This is a genomic window from Stenotrophomonas chelatiphaga (assembly GCF_032054965.1).
In the GTDB taxonomy this organism is placed as follows: Bacteria; Pseudomonadota; Gammaproteobacteria; order Xanthomonadales; family Xanthomonadaceae; genus Stenotrophomonas; species Stenotrophomonas chelatiphaga.
In genome coordinates this window covers 314,185-338,009 of sequence record NZ_DAMBRS010000001.1, presented here as the reverse complement: position 1 = coordinate 338,009, position 23,825 = coordinate 314,185, and the positions used below count along the sequence as shown (strand labels likewise).

The following is a 23,825-nucleotide window of genomic DNA, read 5'->3' as shown; positions in this document are numbered from 1 at the left end:
CGTTGGGGCGCGGGCGGAAAGCTTCAGGAAAGCAGATGGACAACCGCGGTGCCACGGTCCAGCGCATAACGGAGAATCTTGTACGAATCGCGGTCGAACTGCTCGGAATCTGCCTTGATACGCCGCGCTTTGGCCAGTGTCGGCGCACTGCCGTGGTAGGCCCAGTTGTCGACAACATGAAACTGGGTCATGTCTTCGCCGACCTCTTCGATAGCGATGCGTCCTCCGTAAGGCCACGCGGTGACTTCCAGATGCGCAAGTGCGGCACGCAGGCGCAGCTCATGCTCAGCAGCGCTCTCCTTTCCGCAGCAGGCGCCGAGGCATTGGCGCAGCATGGAACGGAAACACGGACGCCCTTTGGGCAGGCGCTCCAGGCCCAGCAGTGAGTAGCACAACGCCTGATCATCGGCGACGCGTCGCAGTGATTCCAACGCGGATCGTTCGCTGGAATACAGTCCGTAGAGCATCGGAGCGCTGGCGAGCTCATAGTCGGCGGAGTTGACCACCGAAACCTCGCCGCGATACAGCCGCAGGCTGAACTGCCGAGGGAGTTTGCGCAGCAGCCGGTTGTAGAGCGGCATCTGGCGCTTGACCAGCTGCGCCTCCAGAAGCCGAGCGCCCAGGTCGCCTGCCGTTCGCACGCAGCTGATGCTTCGGCTTTGCCGCAGCAGCGAGGCTTCTTCACGCGTGCGCAGGTGATCCATCACACGGGTACGAACATTGATGCTCTTGCCGATATACAGAGGCAAGCCGCCTTCGACGCCGTGAAATGTATACACCCCCGGCAGGCGGGGTAACGCTGCGGCTACCTCCCGCAGGTGCTCGGGATACTGGTACTCAGATGCGTGGCTTGATCGACGTGCTTGAGCGGCAGATGAAGGCATGAGCTCAAGGTTACCAGCGGCATTCAAACTCCCAGCTGTATCGGCATGTGCGGGGAAATGGCGTGCCTGGGTGGTGACCGTGGACGCGTCGGCGCGACGCCTGCCGCATTGTTGTCGGTCATGCGCTGAGGCTGTTGAACCAGTCCGCGTAGGGTGTGTTGCTGACCATACGCCGGTTGAGGTCGGGGGAGCCGTCCGTCCACCACACCGGGCCTCGTTCGCCCAGTCCTACCTTGGCGGTGTTTACTGCCTGCCGTGCAGCGGCCAGGGCCCTCTCATCTGATGAGGCCTTGGCTGCTTTGACGGCCCTACGCGCATCCATTAACGCGTGGACAAGCTCGTCTCTGCGTTGCTCATCCAGGTGAGGATTGGTGGCTCGCCATAGGCGCCCTCGGACGATGAGGTAGCGGCCGTCCGGGGTCATCAAGGTTTCCATTTGGGGCGCCTGTTGGGGAGATGAGCGTGCGGATTTGAGCTTGCCACGAGTGCGGGGAAGGCGCGGTATTTGAAAGCTGGGGATTGGCCTTGTCGAGGACCATTGCCCTCCCCCGCGTCGGGCATGTGGCGTCTCAACGATTCAGGAGCGGCGTTCTGCGGAAGTGCGCCCAAAGTGATTCGCAACGGATGCTCGGCTGCCTACCGACAACATCAAATGGCACAGCTTTTGCAGGACCTCCTCGGCAAAAATCAGGTGCGCTTGGAAGGACCCAACCAATGAACCTTAGTACCAGACTGCTGATCGCTGCGCTCGCCTTCGCTCCCGCGGCAATGGCCAAGCCGTCGGGCGCGCCGCCCACAGACGCTCAGATCAGGGAAGCCTTGATCCAGCAATCCATAGCATCCACGCCCGGCAACTGCCCCTGCCCCTTCAATACCGCCGCCAATGGTAGTCGGTGTGGGAAACGAAGCTCGTATAGTCGCGGCGGCGGGTACTCCCCCGTTTGCTATCCGGAAGATGTCACTGCCGAGATGATCAGGGAGTATCAGTCTCGGAACTGAGTTCCAGACCGCACGCTTCGCAATGGCCCAGCCATTGACATCTTCGGGGCCTGCTCCTGCTGCAGGATTTGCTGTTGCGTCTGCTCAAGCGCGTGTTGGCGGGACTGAGATTGCTGGAGCGCCTCGGCTTGCTGCAAGCTTTGCTGCGCCGGTTCCTGAGACCGCCTGGCGGCCATCGATTAGAGCGACTCCCAACACCCGCTCTACGCTGGCGGGATCGGAGTCTGCTTGGGAATGAAGCGATTGAGCGAGCACTTCGATCTGTTTGAGCAGCTGGTCGGAGGTGTGCTCGGCCCTTGGCTGCAGTGCAGGGTAACTGTCCCACGTCATCATCGGCGACGAACCGGAAGGAAGTGCAGCGTCAGAGACGGCTGCGGCACGGTCCTGCTCGCGCTGAAGGTCAGCGGTGGTTGCTTCCCGCATGGCTTTCTCCTGATGGGCTATCGGCGGCTCGGCGCAGGCGGCCAATCCCCACAACAAAGCGCCGGCTGAAAGGGCTTTGGCAATGCAGCTGCGTTGGCTAAAAGAACCCATAGCCCACGCTCGAGTGTCGGGAAGTGAACAGCTTATTTCCGACCCCGCCCCCCGCCGTCGAACCATAGCCTGACAGTCGCCGGTTCGGTCCTGCTCCAGTTCCCGAGCCTGCCCGTGCAGGTCCTCGGCCTTGCCGCGCGCCCAGCGCGCCTTTCCCGCGTGCTCTCCCGTCATGGGGCCCATTTTCCGGCTGCGGCGTCGCACGGGCCGATACGTAGGCAACGCCAGCTGACTCCCGCCTTAGAATGGCCATCCCACTACAGCGAGCCGACCCATGGACCAGTTCGCGTCCGAGATCCTCCAGCGTCTGGAAGCGTGCGAACACGAGCTGCAGACAGCGCGTGGCTACATCAAAGCACTGGAGGGCGGCCTACATGCCATCATTGAATCCCATCCCGCCCCTGCAGCGCTGGCCAGCGTTTGGGAGGGCGTGTTACCTGATCTATTCGCTACGCACAGTAACGAAACCGGACCATTCCTTTCCGCACTGCGGGAAGGAGTAACACTGCAGTCGCTCAGTATCCGCAGACCGACACCCCATCACGACGCAGAGGTCTGATCTAGCTGCCTCGCCCAGCCCCGTAACACGACGCGGTCTTGGATCCACTGCAGCAACAGGGGAAGCCAGGATGGCTAGAGAGATGCCGCCCCGGAAGCGGAAGCCGTCGCCAGAGTGCGTGTTGCCCAAGAAGTTGCGGGCTTCGTATCGGCTCTGGGCGGGGGTCGGGCCCCACAGCTCCTTGAGCCGCCGGCCGGTTGGGGAAAGCGGGCGTAGATGGAGCGGGCCATGGAAGCGAACCCACGTGGTCAGCTTGGGAGGCTGATGCCTTAGCCACTCGGCCAGTCCCGCTTGAATGATGTTTGACGATTAGCGTGTTGGCATAATCTTGCTGCGAGGCCTGCCGCCTCGACCGGAGCCCGAGATGTCTCTTGATCCCAGCCTGTTACAGGCGATGAAACGCCTGAACGACCAAAATGAGCGCCTGCATGACCGTGTGGGATCGCTCGACGCGTACCGTGAAGCTCAAGAGGCTAAACAGCTTGTCGAAGCCCATCAGAAGGCGCTCGACAAAGCGCAATCAGCAAGCGAGTCTTACACGAAGATCATCATTGCCGCAGGCTATGCGGGCTTTCTCGCCTTTTGGACGAAGGCAACGACTACTGTTCCGCAGCCGTACCACGCCTGGATTGGCTCTCTGTTCCTGCTATCGCTGGTGCTATTCATAACTTGGGAGATTACGAAATCGACCTGGTCCTCGATCGCAATGTATCGATTCTCCCGCGCTTTGGCCCAGAGTCCTACTCCGGAGGGCATCAAGAAATTCCAAGCAGACGCTGCAGTCCACGACAGGCGAATGAATCGTCTTTGGCTTGTCTTCTTGATCCCATGCGTTGCTCTCGGCCTCGCATCAGCGCTATGGCTCTTGACTTGGTACGTCTTGCAGCTATGGGCGACCCTGTGACTTCAGCCGGCTGGCCCTAGTTTGGCCGGCGGCCAAGTCTCGCGATGATGTGGATTCTGCAGGTCAAAATGTAGAGTCATCAACTCTACATTTTCAAACCCCATGCGGCGCGTGCCTGTTGCAGCCCATCGCCGTTGCTCAATGCGTGGGAGAACTTCCGCGCAGCAACCTCACCAGCTTGATTCAACCCCGCAAGCAGCCATTCAAACACCGGCTTCCATCTCTTCGGATAGCCTGATCGATGGCAGCCCACGGCTGCGGCGCGGCGCATGTCCGGCAAGGGCTCAATCCCTGTACACCTGTAGACCGTGCAGCCATTGCCGTCGATGATGCCAGCGCCGGGACACTCTTCGCACCGGTTGCCGCTGGCCAGCTCCTGCACCACGGCGTCGACCATTCGGCTGAGGTGCTGGTAGGTGTTACACGGCCACGCGGCGGCGCGCGCCCGCTCAACGGCCGCCTTGCGCTGCTGCAGTGCGCGGCGCTGCGCATCCGACATCCCGCGCCGCCCCAGCGACACGATGGCCTGCATGAACTCCAGCTCGGCCTCCGCGTCGGCCAGCGCTCGCGCGCGACGGGTGAACTCGGGCCGGACGATGGCCAGCACCGCCTCGGCGAGCTTCGGCCGATGCCGCAGGGCTCCGTCGGGCAGGTAAACCGCTTCCATCCCTCGCCGCCCAAGCTTGCCGGCACCATGCCAAGCGCGGCAGCGATATCGGACGTCGTCAGGCTGGGCGCGCCTCCGCCCCGCCCCACGTCGAAGCGCAGGGTCTGCGGGTTCACGCGGACCTGCATCTCGCGGCGGTCAACCATGGGTGATCTCTCCTGGGGGTACTGCTGGTGGTAGAAATGCCGCGCGCCTCCGCGAGAGTGGCGCGTCAGAGATATGCGATGGCTCGGCGCATGCGGAAGTCGCCCATCAGCTCCTCGACGGTGGGGAGCCGGCGCCCGTACTTGTCAGCGACCCGGCAGGCGATCAGCAGGGCTACCCGAACGGACTGCCGAGGCCATCCGATCTCCTCGCTGTAGCGGGGTGTGGTCATGGCAGCCGCCGCTCTAGCTCGATCACGCAACCCGGCGCATCGTGGGCGTCCACGCCCTCGCCGGGGCAGCGCTTCGCCGAGGTGCATTCGATTACCCGTGCGTCGTCGCGCCAGATGCCGGCGTCAGTCAGGGCATCCTCGGTTGACCGGACCAGCTTCGAGAGATCCGGCAGCTTGCTCGGGAACACTACGCGCCGCTTCGGCGCACTCAGCGGCTTGCGCAAGGTAAAGGTCATGCGCACCAGCAGCGGCTCATCGAGGACCGCCAGGCCCAGCTCGGCGCACAGCTGCTAGGCAGCCAGCTTCACATCCTGCCGCCACGGGCAGACCTTCTTCGAAGACTCAACGAGGATCGCCCTGCCACTCTTGGCCAATCCCTTGAACGACTTGCTGCCCTGTGGCGCCGGCGAACCATACACGACGATCCGGATGCTCATGCGACCACCTGGATCGCGCCCATCTGCCACAGGGCCAGCATGGTGCGCTCGTGCCCGCGCTGCCAGATCTCGGCCTTCTCCTCGCGGGTGAAACGCCGGCCTTGGTCCACCTCGCGGTGGCTGCAGCTCGCCGCCACGAAGCAATCGTGCGCCTTGAGCGCGCCGCCCTTGCCGTGCCGGCTCTGGTTGCTGTGAGCAGGCTCGCCGAAGCCGCCTTCGCAGCAGTTCTCGATCTGCAGTGTGCACTCGACCTGGTACATGGCATCCAGCAGGGCGCGATCGCGGTAGTTGCTGTGCATTAAAAGGCCTGCCTCGCGCGCGTGTTCAGCCTTACCATGCACTTATCCGTAAATATGGACCGGGCATGGTCAAGAAAATCAGTTGGATGCGAGTTGCATCCCTCGCCGCAATGGGCATGGTGGGCTTTTGTTTGGGAGCTTCCATTGGCCTGCCTTGCATACCTTTCAATCCAACTACGTCTGCTCTCTGGGCCACGTGGATACAGGCTATAGGCAGCATCATCGCAATCATTGTCGCAGCCGCCATCCCGACTTGGCTGTGGAGGCAAGACGAGCGTCAGAAGCAGAAAGAGCGTCTGCTTAGAGCTAGGGGTCATGCTCTAGCGCTTATGGATATTACGAACGCACTGCGCTTCATGGTCACGCGTGCAGCTTCCGCTCTCGACAAATCCGATTCGTCCGAAGAACTGGAGGAAATTGCAAATCAGCTCAGCATCCCCGCTGAATGGGCCGAAAAGTACAAGGACTTCGAACATCTCGGCGACCTCGGCGCCCATACCCAAACAGCAATATTCGCCACTAACAAGCTCGCAAGCATCCTTCACGATTGGGACTTCTACTACGGTCACAACGGTCAGATTTACTACGACAATTACGATAATGTTGAAGTAGTTGAGATCGACGAACCACCAAATCTTCACGAGGCGCTGAAGTCGGCCCTTAAGGCGACCACCCTCATGCAGCAGGGCGTCGACGCACTGTTTAGGGAGGACGATGGTCACGCCGCCGCGGCAAAGTCGTGGGGGTTATGACCCAGCCCCAGCAAGACTGAGTCCGACCATCGCACCTGCAGTGCGTGCAACCCTTGCTCTTCCGGGTGGTCGCCGATGTGAACCAGCACGGTTATGGCGTCGCAGGCCAGCAACTTCGTCAGCTTGAGGCTGGATCCGCCCACCATGATGTGACCAGATGCACCCTGCCCCCGGTGGATGGCCGGCATCAGGCGCCAACGCAGCGTCGTGCCGGCCACCATGTGGCGCCAGTCGTCCTTCGTCAGGCGCTGGCCGTGCCATGACAGGCCAGCGGCCAGATCGCCGCTGCTTGGGCGTCATCATACTCTCGCCGCGCTCCTGCCAGTCCTTCGGGGTCAAGCCAGTCATGCCGCCATTCTTTCGCAAAGGGCAAGATCAGACGTGCAGCCGCCACCGGCTTGAACATGGAAGTAAAGATCGAACTGCCTGACCCTTCGGGCGTTATGGCTCCATTCGACCAACGTGTCGATGCGGGAGTAGCTGCCTGGCCGGTCGATATCGGTGGGGTCGGTAACGGCCGGGAAGAAGGTAGCGCTGCGGCACTTGTTAGCAGAGGCGACGATCTCTTCCCACTGGCGGATCCGCTCGATGTGGTCAGGGAACAGGTCCGCGATGTTCCGCAGCTCGCTCTTGCGACAGTTGATGCAAGGCATGCAGCCGAATCGGCCCATGCCCAAGGAATAGAACGGGTTCGGCTCGATGCCGTGCTTCCGATGCGGGGCCCAGACCTGCTCCACTGACCAGTCGAAGCTGGGGCGCCAGACCATCGACCCCGACTCGTGCCGGTTGAAGCGAGGCTGCTTGGCGCGGTTTGCCGACTCATCCGCGCGGATGCCCAGCACTGCAACACCGGGCCAGCCTTCAGCATGGGTCCAAGCACCTACAGCGGGATAGGCAGGGTCTTCAGCTCCTCAGTGCAGAACTGCGCCATGCGGGATGGGAACCTCCCCTCGCTGATGCACAGGTCGAGAAAATGGGTTCACGAAGATCGAAGAACACGCGCAGGCGGCGTAAGCCAAGCACCCTGAAGAAGCCGCAGCAGCTCCACATCTTCGAGCACGACCCCGCGCGACTGGCCACCCTCTACCGCGTCTCCGCAGCCACCGCTCTGACCGACATCGAGTTCACCCAGCCGGTTCGCAAGGATCGGCACGAACACTACATCCGCGCCGAGCGACTTAAGGCGCTGGCCGCGCAGTGCAAAGCCACCTACCTCATCGACCGGATCAAAGACCACGAGAAGGGAAGCCAGCCATGACGGCCGATCAGCTATACGCCAGATTAGAAAATCAACTTGCCTGTGTCACTCACACCATCAACTCGGTCGAGGGAGCGCCGGGCTGTCTCTCGCGCCTGCTCGGCGCTCTGGCAGTGGTTGTTGATAATCTTGATGAAGTGCCGGTCAGTGACCTGGTCCGCACCATCGAGCACCTCGAGCACGGCGTCGAAGTTACCCAGATCCGCCGCTCTCTCAATCGCAGCGGCGCGAACTGTGAACCCGAGCCCGCCTGCGCCGCGGACGCGAGCCTCTTCGATTCTCTGTCTAGCGATGTTGGTCCCAACATTGCGTGCCTCGTCGACAGTCGCGAACTGGCCTGCGCCATGTCCAAACTGAATTGTATTTCCGTCTGGATCTTGGGCGGTCATCACGTGGACGCTCCAGCCGGCCGCAGAGCGGTGCAAGTGAACGGTAGCGACGACGCCCTTTACTTCTACAAGAAAAGTGTCCCGATCCAGCTCCTGCGGATTGTTCATCAGCTGTATCTCCTTGTCTGTTTCATTCGAGCTTAACACTGCCGCCTCACCCCAGCCTCGCGGGTCGCACACGGAGCGGTGCATGCCAGCCTCTTCACCGTCACGCCACCGCGTAACCGGCGCACCAGGCTGCGCCCCGACACCCAATACAAGGACTGCTCTCATGGCTGATGCTTCCTGCTCCTTCAACTTCCCGGCGCCGCAGCGCTCGCGCCTGTGCCCCGGCGAGATCGTGGTGGACCTTTTCGCCGGCGGCGGCAGCGGCAGCGAAGGCCTGAAGCAGGCGCAAGAAGCAAGGACGTACGCGAGCCTGTCGGGACCGTTATAGCCAGTGGCAGCGGCGGGCACGCAGTTGGCACGACGAAACATTTGGAAGTTCCTGGCCATGGCTTCCTTTTCGAGCTCGGTGGACCGCTGGTCAGCTGGTCAGTGCATCGACGTGATGGAAGCGGCTATCGACACCCTGCCCGCGCAGATCGTGGATCTGGCCGACTACGAAGCTCTGTATCGAGCCTACGTACGCCTGCTGGAATCTGGCCGGGATCGCATCCTCGACCTTGGCGGCACCTGCGATCCGGTCGACGTGATGGAGGCCAGAGACATTGACCTCCGGGCGGCTCGCGACCTGATCGACAGCGGCAAGGCGGCGAGCAATGGCTGAGCCGTACCGCGAACTGTATCGCTGTGGCCGCCATAGTGCGCTGCATATTAACTTTCAAACCGTCTTTGCCCATGGCAACCGCGCCGTGATCGCCGGCCAGCTCCACCGCGCGAGCCGCTATCTGCGCGACAAAGTGGGTGACACCGGACTGGCCGTAAACGGGGCTCGTCGCGCAAGACAAGCAGCACTAATGCCCACGGAAGGCCTTGACCTCTCGTCGCCAAGCATCCCATGTCGAAAGGCGGGAAATGAGCCACATGGGTGCCCACCACCGCCTCCTACCCGCCGGCGCCAGCATGCCTCGTCTTTCCATGCTCGCAATCACAGTATCGATGTACCTAGTTTTCCAATAAGTCTTGGAGTTCACGCGATTGAGTCGGGTTTGCATGAGGCCGCGAGCAGTCCGCGCCGCCCGGCAGGCCGAGACGAAGGACCAAGCGAACCGATCCATGACCTCAATTCCCCAGATCGTTTCGGCAAGCTCGGGCTGGCCCAAAATCTTGTCGACGTCCGCCTTCAAAGCGTCTGCCTCTTGCATTCGGAAGATCGCATCGAGAAGGGGTTCCGCTGCAGGTCCAAGGTCCCTCATGTCACCCGCTGCTTCCAGGACTTGGGTCGGAATCTTCGTGGAGTAAGCCGTCGCATCGTCGCTCAAGCACGCCGCGGCATCGATCTGCAGCATCTGCGAGTAGGGGTTGATGTTGTGGGTCCACTCTTGGATCGGAACCAGCAGTTTCGCGTAGGCGACGCCCGCGCGTGCATCAGTCTCTGCCCAACGACGAACCTTGTCTTTATTTGCAATCTGGAGCGCGACGAAGACTGCGAGCAGTGTTCCCAGCGCTGCCCAAGCGTCCCAGTTCACCTCGCACTTATCGCCCAGCGGCCAGCAACGGACAAACGTCCAGTACAGAAAATCTTTCATCACCCCTCCCTGTCGGAGCCGATTCTGACATGACTTCGAAAGAGCGTCCCATCCTGTTCATCGGCGCCATGGTGCGCGCCATCCTGTCAGGGGCGAAGACGCAGACCCGGCGGGCGATCAAGCTGCAGCCGTTCGAGACAAGCTTTCTTGATGGCCCAGATCAGTACCGGCCTAGCGTTACTGAGGATGGCCGGCTCCGCGTCACTACTTCCACGGCCGTGCATCTGCACAGCTGCCCCTTCTGGGCGACAGGCTGTGGGTGCGGGAGACGTGGGCGCCGCGCACGCTCGGACGGTGGAGCGTGCTGGAAAAGCACATGCTGCCGCTGTATCGGGCCACCGAGGACCGGGCCGAGTGGAAGGAAATTCGGCCCCCCAACATCCACATGCCGCGCTGGGCATGCCGCCTTGTACTGGAAATCACCGGCGTGCGCGTGGAGCGGCTGCAGGCGATCAGTGAGGCCGATGCCATCGCTGAAGGCCTGACGCAGACGGATGACGGCAGCTGGCCGCCTGAACCATGCGACCACCCTGAGTGGGCTTTCCACCAGCGGTGGGCGCAGGCCTACGGCGAGCCGTCTTGGGATAGCAACCCGTGGGTCTGGGTAATCGAGTTCAAGCGCGTGGAGATGGCAGGTGGCTGACCTGCTGAAGGAAGAAGCGCCCAACCATCGTGCAGTGGGCCATGAGCTGGCCCGGCGCTCCGGGGTGGACCTGACGCGCGCACGGAAAGGCGTCGTGCGGCTGTGGGAAGCGCGCGGCCTGGCGCTGATCGCCATGGTGCGCGGTGAGAGAGAACAGGTGGCCAGGATCATGCCTATTTGCCGCAGCCAACTTCGCCTTCTGCTCACTGCATACAAAAACATAAAGGCATTTCCGTGGAGAGTTACTCCGAGTGGGATTGTGAGGTGCATCCATGCACCTCACCCTTCCGCTTCGCTCCAGGGCCAGCCATTCGGCTGTCCGGATTCGCTCCAGGCGAATCCGTCGAACCCACGCAGCTTCTGCCACCCCACTCTCTCCGCCAGATACGCAAAACGCCCCTTTCGGGGCGTCTTGTGTATCTGGCGGAGAGAGTGGGATTCGAACCCACGGAAGGTTTGACCCTTCGCCGGTTTTCAAGACCGGTGCCTTAAACCGCTCGGCCATCTCTCCGATGTGCTGCAGTCCCGGAGGCGGTCCGGGGAGGCGTATTCTCGCATGCGTCGGGGGCGTTTGCCCATGGTCCTGCGCCTGCCAGCACACCGGGCGGTGAAGGGTTACGCCGAGCGTGGCTCGGCGCTACCAGGGCGGCCGGCGTGCAGGTCAGCCGGCGTCTACGGCCAACGCGCCCAAGGCTGTCGCCTTGATCTTCTCTTTCGCCCGTTCGCAGGCGCCACCGCAATCCAGGCGCGAGGCCTCCAGCTGCGGCGGCAGGTGCTCGGCCAGGAAGTCGATGAACACCCGTACGGCCGGCAGCAGGCCACGGCGCGAGGCGAACACGGCGTGGCAGATGCCCTGCGGCAGCGACCAGTCCGGCAGCACCACTTCCAGTTCGCCCTTGCGTACGGCATCGGCGCAGACGGTTTCCGGCAGCATGGTGATGCCGAAGCCATCCTTGACCATGCTCTGCAGCAGCGGGAAATCAAAGCCGGCCACGCGCGGCTGCAGGTCCACGCGGCGCACCGCGCCTTCGGGGCCGTGCAGTTCCCAGCGCTGGCGGGCTTCGTCTTCGCTGATGCTCAGGGTGACATGGTTGGTCAGTTCGTCCGGGTCCTTGGGGCGACCGGCGCGGTCCAGGTACTTCGGGCTGGCCACCAGCAGTTCCTGCACTTGGCCGAAGCTGCGCATCACCAGGCTGCCATCGTCATCCAGCCGCGAACGCACGCGCAGGGCGACGTCGTAGCCTTCGTTGATGATGTCCACGCGGCGGTTGCTGATGTTCAGCTGCAGCCGCACCTTGGGGTACTGCTCCAGGAACTTCGGCAGCAGTTTGGGCAGCTGCATCTGCGCCAGCGATACCGGCACGCTGGCACGCACCAGCCCGCGCGGTTCGGCGCTGAGGCGGTCTACCACTTCGCGGGCAGCCTGGGCTTCGGCCAACATGGTCTGCGCGTGTCGGTGTACGCTGGTACCGACGTCGGTGACTGCGAAACGGCGCGTGGAGCGCTGCAGCAGGCGGACGCCAAGATCGGTCTCCAGCTGGCTGATGCGGCGGCTCAGGCGGGACTTGGGGATGCCCAGCGCGCGTTCGGCTGCGGCAAAACCGCCGTGGTCCACGACCATGGCGAAGTAGTAGAGATCGTTGAGGTCTTGCATGCTGCAGTTCCATATCTAGAACAATACGTGGCATTCAACCATCTTTATCCCAGATTGGCAACAACCTATCGTTTGTCCCGTCGGCAGCACGGCTGCCCACCCCCACAAACATCAGGTGACTGCCATGAAGCTTCTTCACATCGACGCCAGCGCGCTCGGCGACAACTCGGTCTCCCGCCAGCTGTCGGCGGCCGTGGTCGCCCGTTTCAAGGAGTCGGTCGACTCCCTCGACGTGTCCTACCGTGATCTGGATGCCAACCCGATCCCCCACCTGCGCGGCAGCTCGCTGGCCGGCGCGGATGCGGCCGAGGTCGCGGATGCTGAAAACGTCATGGCGCAGTTCCTGGCGGCGGATGTCGTGGTCATCGGTGCGCCGATGTACAACTTCAGCATTCCGTCCACGCTGAAGGCCTGGATCGACCGCGTGGCCGTGGCCGGCAAGACCTTCAAGTACACCGAAGCGGGCCCGGTGGGCCTGGCCGGTGGCAAGCGGGTGATCATCGCCAGCAGCCGCGGCGGCATCTATACCGATTCGCCGGCAGACTTCCAGGAGCCGTTCCTGCGCCAGGTGTTCGCCTTCATGGGCATCACCGAGGTGGAGTTCGTGCGTGCCGAAGGCATCGCGTATTCGCCGAAGCACCGCGAAGAGGCCATTGCGGCCGCGCTGGCGAGCCTGCCGGAAGCGGAATTTGCCGAGGCCTGAGTAAAGCGTTCAAGACGGTTGCTGGCGGCTCGTCGTCGGCCGGTAGCCGTGGGCTGGAAGACCCCCTCCCCTATTCCAGCCCGACCGGCGGCCCTGCTTTTGCGGGGCCGTTTTTTTTGTCCTGCGAATGGGTGGGTAGCGCCGAGCCGTGCTCGGCGAGCGAGGCGGCAGGGGCAGAGGCGTGACGACTGACAGTCGTCACCCACCGGGTGTGGTCGTTGCCCACCGGGGTGTGGTCGTCGCCCACCAAGGTACGAGCTGACGGCCAGCGGCCGTCACTACCCACGCAAGAGCTGACGGCCAGCGGCCGTCACTACCGGTGTTTCAGCCGATGGTTTCGATGCCGCCCATGTACGGGCGCAGGACGTCCGGCACGGTGATGCTGCCGTCTTCGTTCTGGTAGTTCTCCATCACTGCGATCATCGCGCGGCCGACCGCCACGCCGGAGCCGTTGAGGGTGTGCAGCAGCTCGGGCTTGCCGGTGGTGGGGTTGCGCCAGCGGGCCTGCATGCGGCGGGCCTGGAAGTCACCGGTGTTGGAACACGAGCTGATCTCGCGATAGGTGTCCTGCGAGGGCAGCCACACTTCCAGGTCGTAGGTCTTCACTGCGGAGAAGCCCATGTCGCCGGTGCACAGCAGCACCTTGCGGTACGGCAGGCCCAGCTTTTCCAGCACCACTTCGGCGCAGCGGGTCATGCGCTGGTGCTCGGCATCGCTGTCTTCCGGGCGGCAGGCGGTGACCAGTTCAACTTTCTCGAACTGGTGCTGGCGGATCATGCCGCGCACGTCGCGGCCACCGCTGCCGGCTTCGGAACGGAAGCACAGCGAGTGGGCGGTCATGCGCAGCGGCAGGCGCTCGGCATCGACGATTTCATCGCGCACGATGTTCGTCAGCGAGATTTCCGAGGTCGAGATCAGGTAACGCTTCTGCTCACCCAGGTGGGTAATGAACATGTCCTCTTCGAACTTCGGCAGCTGGCCGGTGCCGTACAGGCTGTCGGCGTTGACGATCACCGGCACGTTGGTTTCCTGGTAGTCGTGCTCGCCGCTGTGCAGGTCGAGCATGAACTGGGCCAGGGCGCGGTGCAGGCGCGCGATCGGGCCGCGCAGCACGGTGAAGCGCGAGCCGGACAGCTTGGCCGCGGTCTCACCGTCCAGCCACTTGTTGCGGGCGCCCAGTTCTACGTGGTCGAGCACCTTGAAATCGAACTGGCGCGGGGTGCCCCAGCGCGACTGCTCGACGTTCTCACTTTCGTCAGCGCCGGCCGGCACGTCCTCTGCCGGAAGGTTCGGGATCATCATCGCGACCGCGTCGATCTTCTCGCGCAGTTCGTCCAGGGTGACTTCCGATGCCTTCAGTTCGTCGGCGAAGGCGGCCACTTCGGCCATGATCGCGGCCACGTCTTCGCCCTTGGCCTTGGCCTGGCCGATCGCCTTGGAGCGGCTGTTGCGCAGGCTCTGCAGTTCCTGGGTGCGCACCTGGATGCGCTTGCGGTCTGCTTCCAGCGACTCCAGCGCGGACACGTCCAGCTCGAAGCCGCGACTGGAGCGCAGGCGTTCGGCAAGGTCGGCGGGCTGGTTGCGGAGCAGGGCTGGATCGAGCATGGCGGCTGTCGGTGGTTGTGGTTCAGGAACCAGATTATCGCCTGTTATGCGGATTTCTGCCGGACGGTTCATCGCGGCTGTGCCAGAATCGCCCGGTCCCGTATTGGTTTGCGTCATGCCTGCTACCCGCACCTCGTCCGGCAAGTCCATCACCCTGCAGATTCCCCGCAATGCGTTGAAGATCGCCGGCATCGCGTTCGCGGTGGGGCTGTTGTTGTTCGTGGTGGTGTGGTTGAGCACCCGCGACAAGGGCTTCTTCCAGGCCGACCCGGCCGCCAAGGCGCCGCAGGAAGTGGCCGAGATCGAGCCGCTGCCCGAGCCGCTGGCCGCCGCAGCCGGTTCCAGCGACATGCCCGACGCGCGCCCTGCCCCGCCGCCGGAAGAAACCCCGACCCTGGTGGAAACCACGCCGGCGCCTGCGCCGATGGTCGAAGGCGTGCCGGCCCCCGGTACCGCGCCGACCACCGCTGGTCCGGTGGCCAATGACCGCCCGATGCCGATCGCCGGCCAGTCACCGCCGCCGACCTATCCGCCGGCCGCGCTGCGCCGTGGCGAGTCCGGTTCGGTGGTGCTGCGCGTGGAAGTCGATGCCACCGGCCGCCCGTATGGGGTGGCGCTGGTACAGCGCAGTGGCTCGCGCGACCTGGACCGTGCGGCCACCGAAGCCGTTCGCCGCTGGAAGTTCACCCCGGCGATGAGCAATGGCCAAGCCGTTCCGGGCACCATTGAAGTGCCGTTTGACTTCACCCCTGGCCGTTGATCACGCGCGTTCTGCATCACTGAACGGTCCCTGCACCCGAACCTGAACTCCATGCACCGCGTTGACGCGATGGTTACACCCGCGCCATGCGTTAGCGGCAAGACTTTGGGCGTCGTCGGAAACGACAGTGCAGGAGATCCAACATGAGTGCGACCCATGCTCCGGAAATGCCGGCCTCGCCGCATCACCAGGCCGATGCTGATCTTGTCCACGAACGCCGCCGCCCGTCCCCTTTGCTTTGGATAGCGCTGATCGTGGCGATGTTCGCCGCTGCGCTGTTATGGCTGCGGACGTCCAACACCGAAGTGGCGCCGGCGCCGATCGGTGAGCGGATGCTGCCGGCTACCGGCACGCAGGTCGCCAATGCGCCGGCCACTGCGCCGCGTGCCACCCCGGCCCCGCCCCAGCAGCGTGCGACCCCGGCGGTGCGTAACCGCGAGGCGCGTCCGCTGACCAGCAATACCAAGCCGTCGTATCCGCCGAGCGCGCTGCGCAATGGCGTGCAGGGCAGCGTGGTGGCCAGCCTGAAGGTGGCCCCGAGTGGCAGCGTGACCGAGGCGAGCATCGTCTCGCGCACTGGTCAGCGCGACCGCGAGCTGGACCGTGCGGTGCTGACTACGGTGCGTAACTGGAAGTTCGAGCCGGCCATGCAGAACGGCCGTGCGATTGCCAGCGTGGTCAACGTGCCGGTGGATTTCCGTACCGAGCGTTGAGTGCGGTTAGGGTGTGAGATGAAGATGCCGGCCTGATTGGGCCGGCATTTTTCTGTGCGTGAGGCGAGGCGACGCCTGGTAGCGCCGAGCCGTGCTCGGCGAGCGCAGCGGTAATGGAGCAACAGCGTGACGACCAACGGTCGTCACCCACCACGGCAGGAGCATGACGGCCAGCGGCCGTCACTACCAGGGCAGGAGCATGACGGCCAGCGGCCGTCACTACCGGGGCAAGAGCATGACGGCCAGCGACCGTCACTACCGGGGCTCAGGCGGTCAGGCCGAAGCCGGCGCCGCCGGCGAGGCTGTCGAAGCCGGGGAACGAGGTGGCGACGTTGGCCACGTCGTTGATCCGCACTTCGCCGTCGGTCAGCTGGCCGGCAATGGCGAAGGCCATGGCGATGCGGTGATCGCCGTGGCTTTCGATCGTGCCGCTGCCCAGCACGGCACCGCCGTGGATGGTGGCGCCGTCTTCGGTTTCGTCCACCTGCACGCCCAGCGTGCGCAGGCCGGTGGCCATCGCCGCCAGGCGGTCGGATTCCTTGACCCGCAGTTCGGCCGCGCCGGTTACCACGGTCTGGCCTTCGGCCGCCGTGGCCGCCACGAACAGCGCAGGGAACTCGTCGATCATGTCCGGCACCAGCGCTTCGGGAATCTGCGCGCCCTTCAACGGGGCATAGCGCACCACCAGGTCCGCCACCGGCTCACCGCCCTGCTCGGCCGGGTTTTCTTCGGTGATGTCCGCGCCCATCAGCCGCAGGGCGTGCAGCAGGCCGGTGCGCCGCGGGTTCAGGCCAACCTGCTGCAGCCGCAGTTCGGAACCGGGAATGATGCTGGCCGCCACCAGGAAGAACGCGGCCGAGGAGAAGTCTGCCGGCACCACGATATCGGTGGCGCGCAGGCGCTGGCCGCCGCGCAGGCGGGCCTTGCCGGGCGAGTACGCGATCTCCACGCCAAAGGCGGCGAGCATGCGTTCGGTGTAGTCACGCGTCGGGTGCGGTTCGACCACGGAGGTCTCGCCTTCGGCGTACAGCCCGGCCAGCAGCACTGCGGATTTGACCTGCGCGCTGGCCACCGGCGAGGCGAAATCGATGCCCTTCAGCGGCTGGCCACCGTGCACGTGCAGCGGCGGGGTGCCGTCGTCCTGGGTATCGATGCGCGCACCCATCTGCGCCAGCGGCCCGGTGACCCGGCGCATCGGGCGGCGGGACAGCGACTCATCGCCGACCAGCACGCTGTCGAACGCCTGCCCGGCCAGCACGCCGGCAATCAGGCGCATGCCGGTACCGGCGTTGCCGCAGTCCAGTTCGCCATCCGGGGCCTGCAGGCCGTCGATGCCCACGCCGTGCACCACGCGCCGCGACGGCGACGGGGTTTCCATGCGCGCGCCCATCTGGCTGAAGATGCGCGCGGTGGCGCGGGTGTCTTCGCCTTCCAGGAAGCCGTCGATGGTGGAGGTGCCGTCGGCCAGCGCGGCGAACATCACCGCGCGGTGGGAAACCGATTTGTCGCCGGGAATGACCAGGCTGCCCTGCAGGGGCTGGCCCTTGCGGGCGATCCAGTGTTGCGCGTTGCTCATCGTCTGTTGCTTCCGTCAGCGCCGCGGTGCGGCGAGGGATCTGGGCGCGGGAGCGCGTGGGCACTCCCGCGGAACTTACTCAGGGCACGGCCACCGGATAGGAGCCGAGCACCTTGATCTGGGCCGCATGCCCTTCCAGTTCGGCCAGCGCGGCCTGCATCGGCGCATCGTCGATGTGGCCGGACAGGTCGATGAAGAAGCCGTATTCCCACTTGCCGTGGTGCGAGGGCCGCGATTCGATGCGGTTCATGCTGATGCCATGGCGGGCGAACGGGCTGAGCACATCGAACAGCGCGCCCGGCTTGTCATGGATCAGCACCAGCACCGAGGTGCGGTCATGGCCGGAACTGGGGAACAGGCTGCGGCCGATCACCAGGAAGCGGGTGGTGTTGTCGGCATCGTTCTGGATCGGCTTGGTGACCACCTTCTTCAGGTTGTACACGTGGCCGGCGTTCTCACCGCCGATCGCCGCTGCGTCGTCAGCATTGCGGGCGCGCCGGGCGCCTTCGGCATTGCTGGACACCGGGATCTTCTCGGCCTTGGGCAGGTTGGCGCGCAGCCAGGCCGAGGTCTGCATGAACGACTGCGGATGCGCGTAGATGCGCTCGATGTCTTCCAGGTGGCCACTGCGCGACATGATGAACTGCTGCACGCGCAGCTCTGCTTCGCCGCAGATCTTCAGGTTGGAGGTCAGGAACATGTCCAGGGTGATCTGGATGGTGCCCTGCCCCGAGTTTTCCACCGGCACCACGCCGAAATCGGCGTTGCCCGCTTCCACTTCCTGGAACACTTCTTCGATGCTGGCCATCGGCAGGCCCAGCGCCGAACGGCCGAAGTGCTTGAGCACGGCCTGCTGGCTGAAGGTGCCTTCCGGGCCGAGGTAACCGATCTTCAGCGGCTCCTGCTGGGCCAGGCAGGCGGACATGATTTCGCGGTAGACATGCACCAGCAGTTCATCGCTGAGCGGGCCTTCGTTGCGGTCCACCACCATGCGCAGCACCTGGGCTTCGCGTTCGGGGCGGTAGTAATCCACGGCGGCGGCCAGCTTGCCCTTGGCCTTGCCGACCTGGTGGGCGAAGCGGGCGCGCTCGGCGATCAGCGACTGGATGTCGCGGTCGATCTGGTCGATCTTGCCGCGCACATCGGCCAATACCGGCGGTGCACTGGCGGGGGTTTCCCGGTCGGCCGGCTTGCTGGCCTTGGCCTTCGGCGAGGCCTTCTTCGGTGCTGCAGCGGGGGCCTTGGGGCTGGCCGGCTTGGCAGGTTTGCGTGCCATCGGTGTTCCTTGGTACAGGGCGCGCGGTCAACGCGCGCCGGGGGTAGACACAGTGAAGCGGCTCAACCGTGACGCTGCTGGAAATCGGCCATGAAGGCAACGAGTGCCTCGGCACCCGCCACCGGGATGGCGTTGTACAGCGAGGCCCGGATGCCACCGACCGCCTTGTGGCCCTTCAGCGCGAGCAGGCCTGCGGCCTTGGCATCGGCGACAAAGCGCGCGTCCAGATCGGTGCTGGGCAGGAAGAACGGGATGTTCATCCGCGAGCGCGCCGACACGGCCACTTCGTTGCGGTAGAAGCCGCCGGAGGCGTCGATCGCCGAGTACACCAGCGCGGCCTTGGCGGCGTTGCGGCGGGCGAACTCGACCACCCCGCCTTCGGCCAGCATCCACTTGAACACCAGCCCGGCCAGGTACCAGTTCCAGGTAGGTGGGGTGTTGAGCATGGAGTCGCGGGCGGCATGCGAGGCGTAAGTGAAGATGTCCGCACGCGGTTGGCCGGTGCGCTCGAGCAGGTCGCGGCGGATGATCACCACGGCGATGCCGACCGGGCCGAGGTTCTTCTGCGCACCGGCGTAGATGACGCCGAAACGGCTGATGTCCAGCGGTTCGCTGGCGATGGACGAACTGAAATCGGCCACCAGCGGGACATCGCCGGTATCGGGGATGTCACGGAACTCCACGCCATGGATGGTTTCATTGGCGGTGATGTGCACGTAGGCGGCATCCGGCGACAGCTGCCAGTCGGCGCGCGCGGGAATGACACGGAAGGCATTGGCTTCGCTGCTGGCGGCGATGTGCGCGCTGACATACGGCGAAGCCTGCTTGACCGCGGTCTTTCCCCAGTGGCCGGTGAGCACGTAGTCGGCACGTTGGCCGGGGCTGGCGAAGTTCATCGGGATCAGCGCCTGCTGGGTGGTGGCACCACCGGGCAGGAACAGCACCGCGTAGTCGTCGGGCACGCTGAGCAACTGGCGCAGGTCGGCTTCTGCGGCGGCCGCGACGGCCATGAATTCCGGGCCGCGATGGCTCATTTCCACGATGGAGGCACCGGCGCCATGCCAGTCCAGCATCTCTTCCTGCGCCTGGCGCAGGACCACTTCCGGCAACGCTGCAGGGCCGGCACTGAAGTTGTACGCGCGGGTCATGTCACACCTGTGGGGCAAGACCCCTAGTATGCCGCAGCGCATCAGGCTTTAGACCGCGCCGTTCAAGGGAAATTTGGTTGCATTGGTATCCATTGGCGGGCGATGACGGCCAGCGGCCGTCACTACCGGTTCGCGCGGTCGTCGTCGCCGGGCTCAGCGGGCGCCGAACCACAGCAGCAGGCTCAGCACGCCGGCCAGCAGCAGGGCGCTGACCAGCAGCCACGGCCAGCGGCGCACGCGGCGCGGGACCTGCGGTTCGGCCGCTTCGTCCACGTCGTTGAAGACGAACTCTTCCGTCGGCAGCGGGCGCTGGCGCGGGTCGTCGGGCAGTTCCAGCACAAAGCGGTGCTGGCCGTCGAACACCACCTGGTCGCCGCCCTGCAGCCAGCAGTGGCGCACGGCCACGCCGTTGACCCGGCTGCCTTCGCCGGTGCCCAGGTCGCGCAGCAGGATGCGTTCGCCGTGGCTTTCGATGCGCGCGTGCTGGTCGGCAAACGCTGGCTCGTCGATCTCGATGTCCGCTTCGCTGCTGCGGCCCACCAGCAACGGTCCGTGCAGCGGGTAGCCACGGCCGTGGTGCGGCCCGCCCACGCCGCGCAGCAGGCGCGGTTCGTCGGACTGTACCGCTGCCTGTGGCGAGGGCGGCAGCATCGGCGTATCCACTTCGCCCTGGATCAGCAGTTCCACGCCTTCCACGTACACCGCATCACCGGCGCGCAGCAGCGCCATGCGTTTTACCGGGCGTCCATTGACATGCACCCCGCGCACGCCGGCGGCCACCTGCAGCCACAGGCCGCGCTGGTCCAGGCTGAGCTGGGCCAACAGCAGGCTGCCCTGGCTGGCTTCGACCAGGCGGATGCTGCCGTTGGCCTGGCGCACGATCTTCTGCACCCCCGGCACCAGCGGCTGGTCGGGTTGCGAGGGTTGGCTGTAGTGCACGAGCAGTTTAGGCATGCGGCGCAGACTAGCAGTTGGCTGGCATTCGCAGAAGAACCCTCGCTTGGCGTTTGCGCGGCTGATGCGCACAATGCACGCCCTGCCACCGCCCCACCCCGCAAAGGAATCCGCATGTCCAGCATCGATATCGTCCACGCCCACGCCCTGGCCGCACCGGCCGCGCGCCAGGCGATCGAGGAAGTGGCCGCCAAACTGGCTGATCGTTTCGGCCTGCAGTCCACCTGGCGCGGCGACGTGCTGGATTTCTCCGGCAGCGGCGTGGACGGTGCCATCGAACTGCAGCCCAGCGCGGTGCGCGTGACCGCAAAGCTCGGCTTCCTGCTGTCGGCGATGAAGGGCATGGTGGAAAGCGAGATCCAGCGCGTGCTGAAGGAAAAACTGGGCTGATCCGACCGCCGGCTGAACTGCCGGTCGACGCTGCCGGCGGCCATCACGCCGCCCCAGCAGTTGCAGCGCTAGTCTGGTCCCTGCATCCGCCCATGCAGGAGACCCCATGAACCAGTATGACGAGCACGACCCCCGCAACGACGGACAGGACAAAGCCTCCTTCCAGGACCAGGCAGAGCGCGTTTCGCGCAAGCTCAGTGATTCGGCGCAGCAGGTCTGGCTGGCCGGCCTGGGTGCGCTGGGTCGCGCGCAGGCCGAAGGCAGCCGCTTCTTCGATGGCCTGGTGAAGGAAGGCGAAGCCTTCGAGAACCGCCGCCGCGAGAAAGCCACCGAAGACGGCCCGGGCTGGCGGGACAACGTGGAAGAACAGCTGGGCCAGGCGCGCGAGAAAGCCTCCGGCACGTGGGACAAGGTGGAAAAAGCCTTCGAGGACCGCGTGCACGGTGTGCTCAAGCGCCTGCACGTCCCCAATGCCGAAGACGTGACCGCGCTCAACGCACGTATCGATTCGCTGACCGCGCGCTTGAACCGCTTGGAAAGCCGCCAGGCCAGCCCGGCCAGTGGTGAACCGACCCCGGGCAGCCACCAGTCGCCTACCGGTAGCTGATCCTGCCGGAACGCTGTGTTGCCTGCCGCTTTGTTGCAACGCAACAGGCGGTGGGCGACACTTCAATCAACCCGTCATTACCCCGTTTGTCCCTCCCCTCACGGATTCGGTAATGGCGGGTTTTTCGTGCCTGCCGTTTGAGACGTGCGCCGCGCTTTGTGGGGATTGCCCTGACGCTATAAGCACTGCGCCCCAGTACACTGTCCGCCCCTTCCTGCGTTGTGCGTTGCTGCCTGCATGTTCTCCTGGATACTGGCCCTGCTGTTGGCCGTCACCTGTTTCGTCCTCGCCACCGGTTTCTTGTGGCTGGTCAAACGGCGTCGCAAGGAAATGCAACTGGGGCTGCAGGCCTTGGCGGGCATGCACTGGCGCGATTTCTCCGAACTGGTCAAGCGCGCCCTGCACGAGCGCCGCGGGCTGACCGAAATGAGCCGCCACGAGGACGACACCCGCGAGCCGCGCAGCGACTTCCTGATGGCCGATGCCAGCGGGCACTTCCTGGTGACCTGCAAGCATGGGCTGGCCTACCGCATCGGCACCGCAGCGATCAACGAACTGGGCGCGGCGGCGCGGCTGGCCGGCGCCCACGGCGGCATCCTGATCACCGAAGGCCTGGTGGATGGCGATGGCCAGGCCATTGCCGAAAAGCAGGCCGTGGAAGTGCTGGATGGCCGCCGGCTGTGGCCGCTGCTGTCGCCCTACCTGCCCGGTGACATCGAATCGGGGGTCAAGAATGCGGCCCGCCACGAGGCGATCCGGCGCATCGTGATTGCTGCCTTCGCCTCCAGCACGCTGGGCCTGCTGGTGGGCATGGGCTACCAGACCGTGCAGGTGGCCGCGCCGGCTCCGGTGCAGGCCCCGGCCGTCGTCCAGGCCCCGGCTGCTGCGCCTGCCGCTGGCGATACCGCACCTGCACCTGCCGCCGTCGATCCGGCGCCGCCGGCCACGCAGGCACCGGTGGCCGGCCCGGACCTCAACCCGGATACCGAAACGCTGGATCGCTACCAGCAGGAAATCTCCCGCGCCCTGAGCAAGCTGCCCGGCGTGCACAGCGGCATCTGGCAGACCCGGCAGACGCTGGTGGTGAACCGCAGCGGCGAACTGGACCAGGTGTGGCCGATGATCTGCGACCAGGTGACCCGCTACCCCGCACTGAGCAACGTGCGCATCCAGCTCAATTCCCGACCCGGCGTGGACGAGCCGGTCCGCTGGCGCCAGTGCACCACCCTGTAACCGGGTAGTGACGGCCGCTGGCCACAATTTCGGTAGTGACGGCCGCTGGCCGTCAACAACGAATCAACGATTATTCCCAGGCGCGAACCGCGCCACCAGATCCCACGCATCCCCCAGGAATATCTGCCGTACCCGCGTGATCGCCTGATCCCCGCGCCAGGTATGCCGCTCGATCACCAGGCACGCCGTGCCCGCTTTGACATCCAGCAGCCTGGCGCTGGCCGCATCGGCCCCCCACGCACTGATGCGGTGCTGGGCCCGCGTCCACGACACGTTCTGCAGCAGCCAGCTGCCCGGTGCGGTCACCGCGAAATCCACCTCCAGCACCTCCGGCACGCCGGTCGGGCTGATCAGCCGGTGTTCCAGCGCCAACGGTCGGTCATCGGCCAGGTGCAGGCACTCCATCGCCAGCAGGCTCGCCTCACCGGCCAGTTCCTGTTCGCCGTCATCGCCGTCGCGGGCGCTGCGCAACTGGCGGCGCAGCAGCCGGTACGCATACTGGTGTCCCATCGCGGTGACCTGCATGGCGATATCCGGGATCGCCAGCGCCACCTGTTCCAGGTGCGGTGACTGCCGCGCCACGAACGAACCGGCACGCCGCCGACGTTCGATCATCCCGCTTTCGGCCAGTGCGGTCAGCACCTTGTTCACCGTCATCCGCGAGCAGCCGTACTGCTCCATCAGCTCGTGTTCGTACGGGATGCGGAATCCCGGCGCCCATTCGCCACTGAGGATGCGGCCTTCCAGTTCGCTGCGGATGCGCTGGTTGAGCGTGGCGGACTTGCTGGCCTTCACTGTGGTCTCGATTCGGAAA

Annotated in this window: 31 protein-coding genes and 2 tRNA genes; 13 read left to right on the top strand and 20 right to left on the bottom strand. The window is 64.9% G+C overall.

Annotated elements, in window-relative coordinates; genetic code table 11:
• Positions 1-23: 23 nt before the first annotated feature.
• Both cho and RTX79_RS01750 read right to left on the bottom strand, forming a co-directional pair.
• Positions 24-884: an excinuclease Cho gene (gene cho / locus RTX79_RS01755; protein WP_312681340.1), complete on the bottom strand. Its 861-nt coding sequence runs from the start codon at positions 882-884 to the stop codon at positions 24-26.
• 118 nt (positions 885-1,002) lie between these two features.
• Entirely contained in the window at positions 1,003-1,320 is a 318-nt protein-coding gene (locus RTX79_RS01750; RefSeq protein ID WP_312681339.1) for a hypothetical protein, read from the bottom strand.
• A 1,371-nt stretch (positions 1,321-2,691) separates the two neighbouring features.
• Here RTX79_RS01750 and RTX79_RS01745 point away from each other — a divergent pair.
• On the top strand, positions 2,692-2,976 hold the full coding sequence (locus RTX79_RS01745) for a hypothetical protein (protein WP_312681338.1): 285 nt from the start codon (positions 2,692-2,694) through the stop codon (positions 2,974-2,976).
• A gap of 217 nt (positions 2,977-3,193) precedes the next feature.
• Here the strand turns inward: RTX79_RS01745 and RTX79_RS01740 are convergent.
• Positions 3,194-3,267, bottom strand: a tRNA-Gly gene (locus RTX79_RS01740).
• 73 nt (positions 3,268-3,340) lie between these two features.
• Here RTX79_RS01740 and RTX79_RS01735 point away from each other — a divergent pair.
• Complete coding sequence (locus RTX79_RS01735; RefSeq protein WP_312681336.1) at positions 3,341-3,880, top strand: hypothetical protein; 540 nt, start codon at positions 3,341-3,343, stop codon at positions 3,878-3,880.
• Positions 3,881-3,965: 85 nt separating this feature from the next.
• Here RTX79_RS01735 and RTX79_RS01730 read toward each other — a convergent pair whose 3' ends face one another.
• The 5 genes from RTX79_RS01730 to RTX79_RS01710 form a co-directional block, all read right to left on the bottom strand.
• Positions 3,966-4,547, bottom strand: coding sequence for a hypothetical protein (locus RTX79_RS01730; RefSeq protein ID WP_312681334.1), 582 nt, complete (start codon positions 4,545-4,547; stop codon positions 3,966-3,968).
• 211 nt (positions 4,548-4,758) lie between these two features.
• On the bottom strand, positions 4,759-4,923 hold the full coding sequence (locus RTX79_RS01725; protein ID WP_312681332.1) for a hypothetical protein: 165 nt from the start codon (positions 4,921-4,923) through the stop codon (positions 4,759-4,761).
• The gene (locus RTX79_RS01720; RefSeq protein WP_345784476.1) at positions 4,920-5,171 is read right to left on the bottom strand and encodes a hypothetical protein; all 252 of its coding nucleotides are present in this window, start codon (positions 5,169-5,171) and stop codon (positions 4,920-4,922) included. The genes RTX79_RS01725 and RTX79_RS01720 overlap by 4 nt, the downstream gene beginning before the upstream one ends.
• A 42-nt stretch (positions 5,172-5,213) precedes the next feature.
• The gene (locus RTX79_RS01715; RefSeq protein WP_312681328.1) at positions 5,214-5,360 is read right to left on the bottom strand and encodes a hypothetical protein; all 147 of its coding nucleotides are present in this window, start codon (positions 5,358-5,360) and stop codon (positions 5,214-5,216) included.
• Positions 5,357-5,659 (bottom strand): hypothetical protein, encoded by a 303-nt coding sequence (locus tag RTX79_RS01710; RefSeq protein WP_312681326.1) that lies wholly within the window; start codon positions 5,657-5,659, stop codon positions 5,357-5,359. The genes RTX79_RS01715 and RTX79_RS01710 overlap by 4 nt, the downstream gene beginning before the upstream one ends.
• A 65-nt stretch (positions 5,660-5,724) precedes the next feature.
• Here RTX79_RS01710 and RTX79_RS01705 point away from each other — a divergent pair, with 65 nt between their 5' ends.
• Positions 5,725-6,411 (top strand): hypothetical protein, encoded by a 687-nt coding sequence (locus tag RTX79_RS01705; protein ID WP_312681324.1) that lies wholly within the window; start codon positions 5,725-5,727, stop codon positions 6,409-6,411.
• On the opposite strand, the gene RTX79_RS01700 is transcribed toward RTX79_RS01705, so the two are convergent.
• Positions 6,378-6,632 carry a hypothetical protein gene (locus RTX79_RS01700; RefSeq protein ID WP_312681322.1) on the bottom strand — a complete coding sequence of 85 codons (255 nt, stop codon included), beginning with the start codon at positions 6,630-6,632 and terminating at the stop codon, positions 6,378-6,380. The two genes, RTX79_RS01705 and RTX79_RS01700, sit on opposite strands and share 34 nt — an antisense overlap.
• Before the next feature lie 123 nt (positions 6,633-6,755).
• Positions 6,756-7,253 carry a phosphoadenosine phosphosulfate reductase family protein gene (locus RTX79_RS01695; RefSeq protein WP_312681320.1) on the bottom strand — a complete coding sequence of 166 codons (498 nt, stop codon included), beginning with the start codon at positions 7,251-7,253 and terminating at the stop codon, positions 6,756-6,758.
• 131 nt (positions 7,254-7,384) lie between these two features.
• On the opposite strand from RTX79_RS01695, the gene RTX79_RS01690 reads away from it, so the two are divergent.
• Positions 7,385-7,669: a hypothetical protein gene (locus RTX79_RS01690; RefSeq protein WP_312681318.1), complete on the top strand. Its 285-nt coding sequence runs from the start codon at positions 7,385-7,387 to the stop codon at positions 7,667-7,669.
• Between the two features lie 23 nt (positions 7,670-7,692).
• On the opposite strand, the gene RTX79_RS01685 is transcribed toward RTX79_RS01690, so the two are convergent.
• Positions 7,693-8,166, bottom strand: coding sequence for a hypothetical protein (locus RTX79_RS01685; RefSeq protein ID WP_312681316.1), 474 nt, complete (start codon positions 8,164-8,166; stop codon positions 7,693-7,695).
• A 163-nt stretch (positions 8,167-8,329) separates the two neighbouring features.
• Here RTX79_RS01685 and RTX79_RS01680 point away from each other — a divergent pair, with 163 nt between their 5' ends.
• On the top strand, positions 8,330-8,494 hold the full coding sequence (locus tag RTX79_RS01680) for a hypothetical protein (protein WP_312681315.1): 165 nt from the start codon (positions 8,330-8,332) through the stop codon (positions 8,492-8,494).
• A gap of 57 nt (positions 8,495-8,551) precedes the next feature.
• Positions 8,552-8,827 (top strand): hypothetical protein, encoded by a 276-nt coding sequence (locus RTX79_RS01675; RefSeq protein WP_312681313.1) that lies wholly within the window; start codon positions 8,552-8,554, stop codon positions 8,825-8,827.
• Between the two features lie 187 nt (positions 8,828-9,014).
• Here RTX79_RS01675 and RTX79_RS01670 read toward each other — a convergent pair whose 3' ends face one another.
• The gene (locus RTX79_RS01670) at positions 9,015-9,749 is read right to left on the bottom strand and encodes a hypothetical protein (protein WP_312681312.1); all 735 of its coding nucleotides are present in this window, start codon (positions 9,747-9,749) and stop codon (positions 9,015-9,017) included.
• Between the two features lie 316 nt (positions 9,750-10,065).
• Here RTX79_RS01670 and RTX79_RS01665 point away from each other — a divergent pair, with 316 nt between their 5' ends.
• A complete protein-coding gene (locus tag RTX79_RS01665) occupies positions 10,066-10,392 on the top strand; it encodes a hypothetical protein (protein WP_312681311.1) in 327 nt (108 codons plus the stop codon).
• Positions 10,393-10,813: 421 nt separating this feature from the next.
• On the opposite strand, the gene RTX79_RS01660 is transcribed toward RTX79_RS01665, so the two are convergent.
• Positions 10,814-10,903: transfer RNA gene (locus RTX79_RS01660), tRNA-Ser, on the bottom strand.
• 150 nt (positions 10,904-11,053) lie between these two features.
• Positions 11,054-12,046, bottom strand: a complete 993-nt coding sequence (locus RTX79_RS01655; RefSeq protein WP_042612553.1) for a LysR substrate-binding domain-containing protein — start codon at positions 12,044-12,046, stop codon at positions 11,054-11,056.
• A gap of 124 nt (positions 12,047-12,170) precedes the next feature.
• Here RTX79_RS01655 and RTX79_RS01650 point away from each other — a divergent pair, with 124 nt between their 5' ends.
• Positions 12,171-12,749, top strand: coding sequence for an FMN-dependent NADH-azoreductase (locus RTX79_RS01650; protein ID WP_312681310.1), 579 nt, complete (start codon positions 12,171-12,173; stop codon positions 12,747-12,749).
• A gap of 324 nt (positions 12,750-13,073) precedes the next feature.
• Here the strand turns inward: RTX79_RS01650 and serS are convergent, their stop codons facing one another.
• Positions 13,074-14,354 carry a serine--tRNA ligase gene (serS, locus tag RTX79_RS01645; protein WP_312681309.1) on the bottom strand — a complete coding sequence of 427 codons (1,281 nt, stop codon included), beginning with the start codon at positions 14,352-14,354 and terminating at the stop codon, positions 13,074-13,076.
• Between the two features lie 115 nt (positions 14,355-14,469).
• Here serS and RTX79_RS01640 point away from each other — a divergent pair, with 115 nt between their 5' ends.
• Together RTX79_RS01640 and RTX79_RS01635 are read left to right on the top strand one after the other, a co-directional pair.
• On the top strand, positions 14,470-15,114 hold the full coding sequence (locus tag RTX79_RS01640) for an energy transducer TonB (RefSeq protein ID WP_312681308.1): 645 nt from the start codon (positions 14,470-14,472) through the stop codon (positions 15,112-15,114).
• Positions 15,115-15,257: 143 nt separating this feature from the next.
• Entirely contained in the window at positions 15,258-15,827 is a 570-nt protein-coding gene (locus RTX79_RS01635; protein ID WP_312681307.1) for an energy transducer TonB, read from the top strand.
• A gap of 265 nt (positions 15,828-16,092) precedes the next feature.
• Here RTX79_RS01635 and aroA read toward each other — a convergent pair whose 3' ends face one another.
• The 4 genes from aroA to RTX79_RS01615 form a co-directional block, all read right to left on the bottom strand.
• Positions 16,093-17,403 (bottom strand): 3-phosphoshikimate 1-carboxyvinyltransferase, encoded by a 1,311-nt coding sequence (gene aroA / locus RTX79_RS01630; RefSeq protein WP_312681306.1) that lies wholly within the window; start codon positions 17,401-17,403, stop codon positions 16,093-16,095.
• 79 nt (positions 17,404-17,482) lie between these two features.
• A complete protein-coding gene (gene pheA / locus RTX79_RS01625) occupies positions 17,483-18,679 on the bottom strand; it encodes a prephenate dehydratase (RefSeq protein ID WP_312681304.1) in 1,197 nt (398 codons plus the stop codon).
• Between the two features lie 62 nt (positions 18,680-18,741).
• Positions 18,742-19,827 (bottom strand): 3-phosphoserine/phosphohydroxythreonine transaminase, encoded by a 1,086-nt coding sequence (serC, locus tag RTX79_RS01620; protein ID WP_312681303.1) that lies wholly within the window; start codon positions 19,825-19,827, stop codon positions 18,742-18,744.
• Between the two features lie 153 nt (positions 19,828-19,980).
• A complete protein-coding gene (locus RTX79_RS01615) occupies positions 19,981-20,781 on the bottom strand; it encodes an FHA domain-containing protein (protein WP_312681301.1) in 801 nt (266 codons plus the stop codon).
• A gap of 114 nt (positions 20,782-20,895) precedes the next feature.
• Between RTX79_RS01615 and RTX79_RS01610 the strand changes: the two genes are divergently transcribed.
• The 3 genes from RTX79_RS01610 to RTX79_RS01600 all read left to right on the top strand — a co-directional run bounded on the left by RTX79_RS01610 (position 20,896) and on the right by RTX79_RS01600 (position 23,011).
• Positions 20,896-21,171, top strand: a complete 276-nt coding sequence (locus RTX79_RS01610; protein ID WP_312681299.1) for a polyhydroxyalkanoic acid system family protein — start codon at positions 20,896-20,898, stop codon at positions 21,169-21,171.
• A 106-nt stretch (positions 21,172-21,277) separates the two neighbouring features.
• Positions 21,278-21,778 carry a phasin family protein gene (locus RTX79_RS01605; RefSeq protein WP_057506771.1) on the top strand — a complete coding sequence of 167 codons (501 nt, stop codon included), beginning with the start codon at positions 21,278-21,280 and terminating at the stop codon, positions 21,776-21,778.
• A gap of 237 nt (positions 21,779-22,015) precedes the next feature.
• A complete protein-coding gene (locus RTX79_RS01600) occupies positions 22,016-23,011 on the top strand; it encodes a restriction endonuclease (RefSeq protein WP_312681295.1) in 996 nt (331 codons plus the stop codon).
• A gap of 63 nt (positions 23,012-23,074) precedes the next feature.
• Here the strand turns inward: RTX79_RS01600 and hutC are convergent, their stop codons facing one another.
• Positions 23,075-23,806, bottom strand: coding sequence for a histidine utilization repressor (gene hutC / locus RTX79_RS01595; protein ID WP_312681293.1), 732 nt, complete (start codon positions 23,804-23,806; stop codon positions 23,075-23,077).
• Positions 23,807-23,825: the final 19 nt, after the last annotated feature.

Bases quoted from the DNA above. Each gene is read 5' to 3' on its own strand.
- cho (WP_312681340.1), bottom strand. From the start codon at position 884: ATGCCTTCATCTGCCGCTCAAGCACGTCGATCAAGCCACGCATCTGAG.
- RTX79_RS01750 (WP_312681339.1), bottom strand. From the start codon at position 1,320: ATGGAAACCTTGATGACCCCGGACGGCCGCTACCTCATCGTCCGAGGG.
- RTX79_RS01745 (WP_312681338.1), top strand. From the start codon at position 2,692: ATGGACCAGTTCGCGTCCGAGATCCTCCAGCGTCTGGAAGCGTGCGAA.
- RTX79_RS01735 (WP_312681336.1), top strand. From the start codon at position 3,341: ATGTCTCTTGATCCCAGCCTGTTACAGGCGATGAAACGCCTGAACGAC.
- RTX79_RS01730 (WP_312681334.1), bottom strand. From the start codon at position 4,547: ATGGAAGCGGTTTACCTGCCCGACGGAGCCCTGCGGCATCGGCCGAAG.
- RTX79_RS01725 (WP_312681332.1), bottom strand. From the start codon at position 4,923: ATGACCACACCCCGCTACAGCGAGGAGATCGGATGGCCTCGGCAGTCC.
- RTX79_RS01715 (WP_312681328.1), bottom strand. From the start codon at position 5,360: ATGAGCATCCGGATCGTCGTGTATGGTTCGCCGGCGCCACAGGGCAGC.
- RTX79_RS01710 (WP_312681326.1), bottom strand. From the start codon at position 5,659: ATGCACAGCAACTACCGCGATCGCGCCCTGCTGGATGCCATGTACCAG.
- RTX79_RS01705 (WP_312681324.1), top strand. From the start codon at position 5,725: ATGGTCAAGAAAATCAGTTGGATGCGAGTTGCATCCCTCGCCGCAATG.
- RTX79_RS01700 (WP_312681322.1), bottom strand. From the start codon at position 6,632: ATGGTGGCCGGCACGACGCTGCGTTGGCGCCTGATGCCGGCCATCCAC.
- RTX79_RS01690 (WP_312681318.1), top strand. From the start codon at position 7,385: ATGGGTTCACGAAGATCGAAGAACACGCGCAGGCGGCGTAAGCCAAGC.
- RTX79_RS01685 (WP_312681316.1), bottom strand. From the start codon at position 8,166: ATGAACAATCCGCAGGAGCTGGATCGGGACACTTTTCTTGTAGAAGTA.
- RTX79_RS01680 (WP_312681315.1), top strand. From the start codon at position 8,330: ATGGCTGATGCTTCCTGCTCCTTCAACTTCCCGGCGCCGCAGCGCTCG.
- RTX79_RS01675 (WP_312681313.1), top strand. From the start codon at position 8,552: ATGGCTTCCTTTTCGAGCTCGGTGGACCGCTGGTCAGCTGGTCAGTGC.
- RTX79_RS01670 (WP_312681312.1), bottom strand. From the start codon at position 9,749: ATGAAAGATTTTCTGTACTGGACGTTTGTCCGTTGCTGGCCGCTGGGC.
- RTX79_RS01665 (WP_312681311.1), top strand. From the start codon at position 10,066: ATGCTGCCGCTGTATCGGGCCACCGAGGACCGGGCCGAGTGGAAGGAA.
- RTX79_RS01655 (WP_042612553.1), bottom strand. From the start codon at position 12,046: ATGCAAGACCTCAACGATCTCTACTACTTCGCCATGGTCGTGGACCAC.
- RTX79_RS01650 (WP_312681310.1), top strand. From the start codon at position 12,171: ATGAAGCTTCTTCACATCGACGCCAGCGCGCTCGGCGACAACTCGGTC.
- serS (WP_312681309.1), bottom strand. From the start codon at position 14,354: ATGCTCGATCCAGCCCTGCTCCGCAACCAGCCCGCCGACCTTGCCGAA.
- RTX79_RS01640 (WP_312681308.1), top strand. From the start codon at position 14,470: ATGCCTGCTACCCGCACCTCGTCCGGCAAGTCCATCACCCTGCAGATT.
- RTX79_RS01635 (WP_312681307.1), top strand. From the start codon at position 15,258: ATGAGTGCGACCCATGCTCCGGAAATGCCGGCCTCGCCGCATCACCAG.
- aroA (WP_312681306.1), bottom strand. From the start codon at position 17,403: ATGAGCAACGCGCAACACTGGATCGCCCGCAAGGGCCAGCCCCTGCAG.
- pheA (WP_312681304.1), bottom strand. From the start codon at position 18,679: ATGGCACGCAAACCTGCCAAGCCGGCCAGCCCCAAGGCCCCCGCTGCA.
- serC (WP_312681303.1), bottom strand. From the start codon at position 19,827: ATGACCCGCGCGTACAACTTCAGTGCCGGCCCTGCAGCGTTGCCGGAA.
- RTX79_RS01615 (WP_312681301.1), bottom strand. From the start codon at position 20,781: ATGCCTAAACTGCTCGTGCACTACAGCCAACCCTCGCAACCCGACCAG.
- RTX79_RS01610 (WP_312681299.1), top strand. From the start codon at position 20,896: ATGTCCAGCATCGATATCGTCCACGCCCACGCCCTGGCCGCACCGGCC.
- RTX79_RS01605 (WP_057506771.1), top strand. From the start codon at position 21,278: ATGAACCAGTATGACGAGCACGACCCCCGCAACGACGGACAGGACAAA.
- RTX79_RS01600 (WP_312681295.1), top strand. From the start codon at position 22,016: ATGTTCTCCTGGATACTGGCCCTGCTGTTGGCCGTCACCTGTTTCGTC.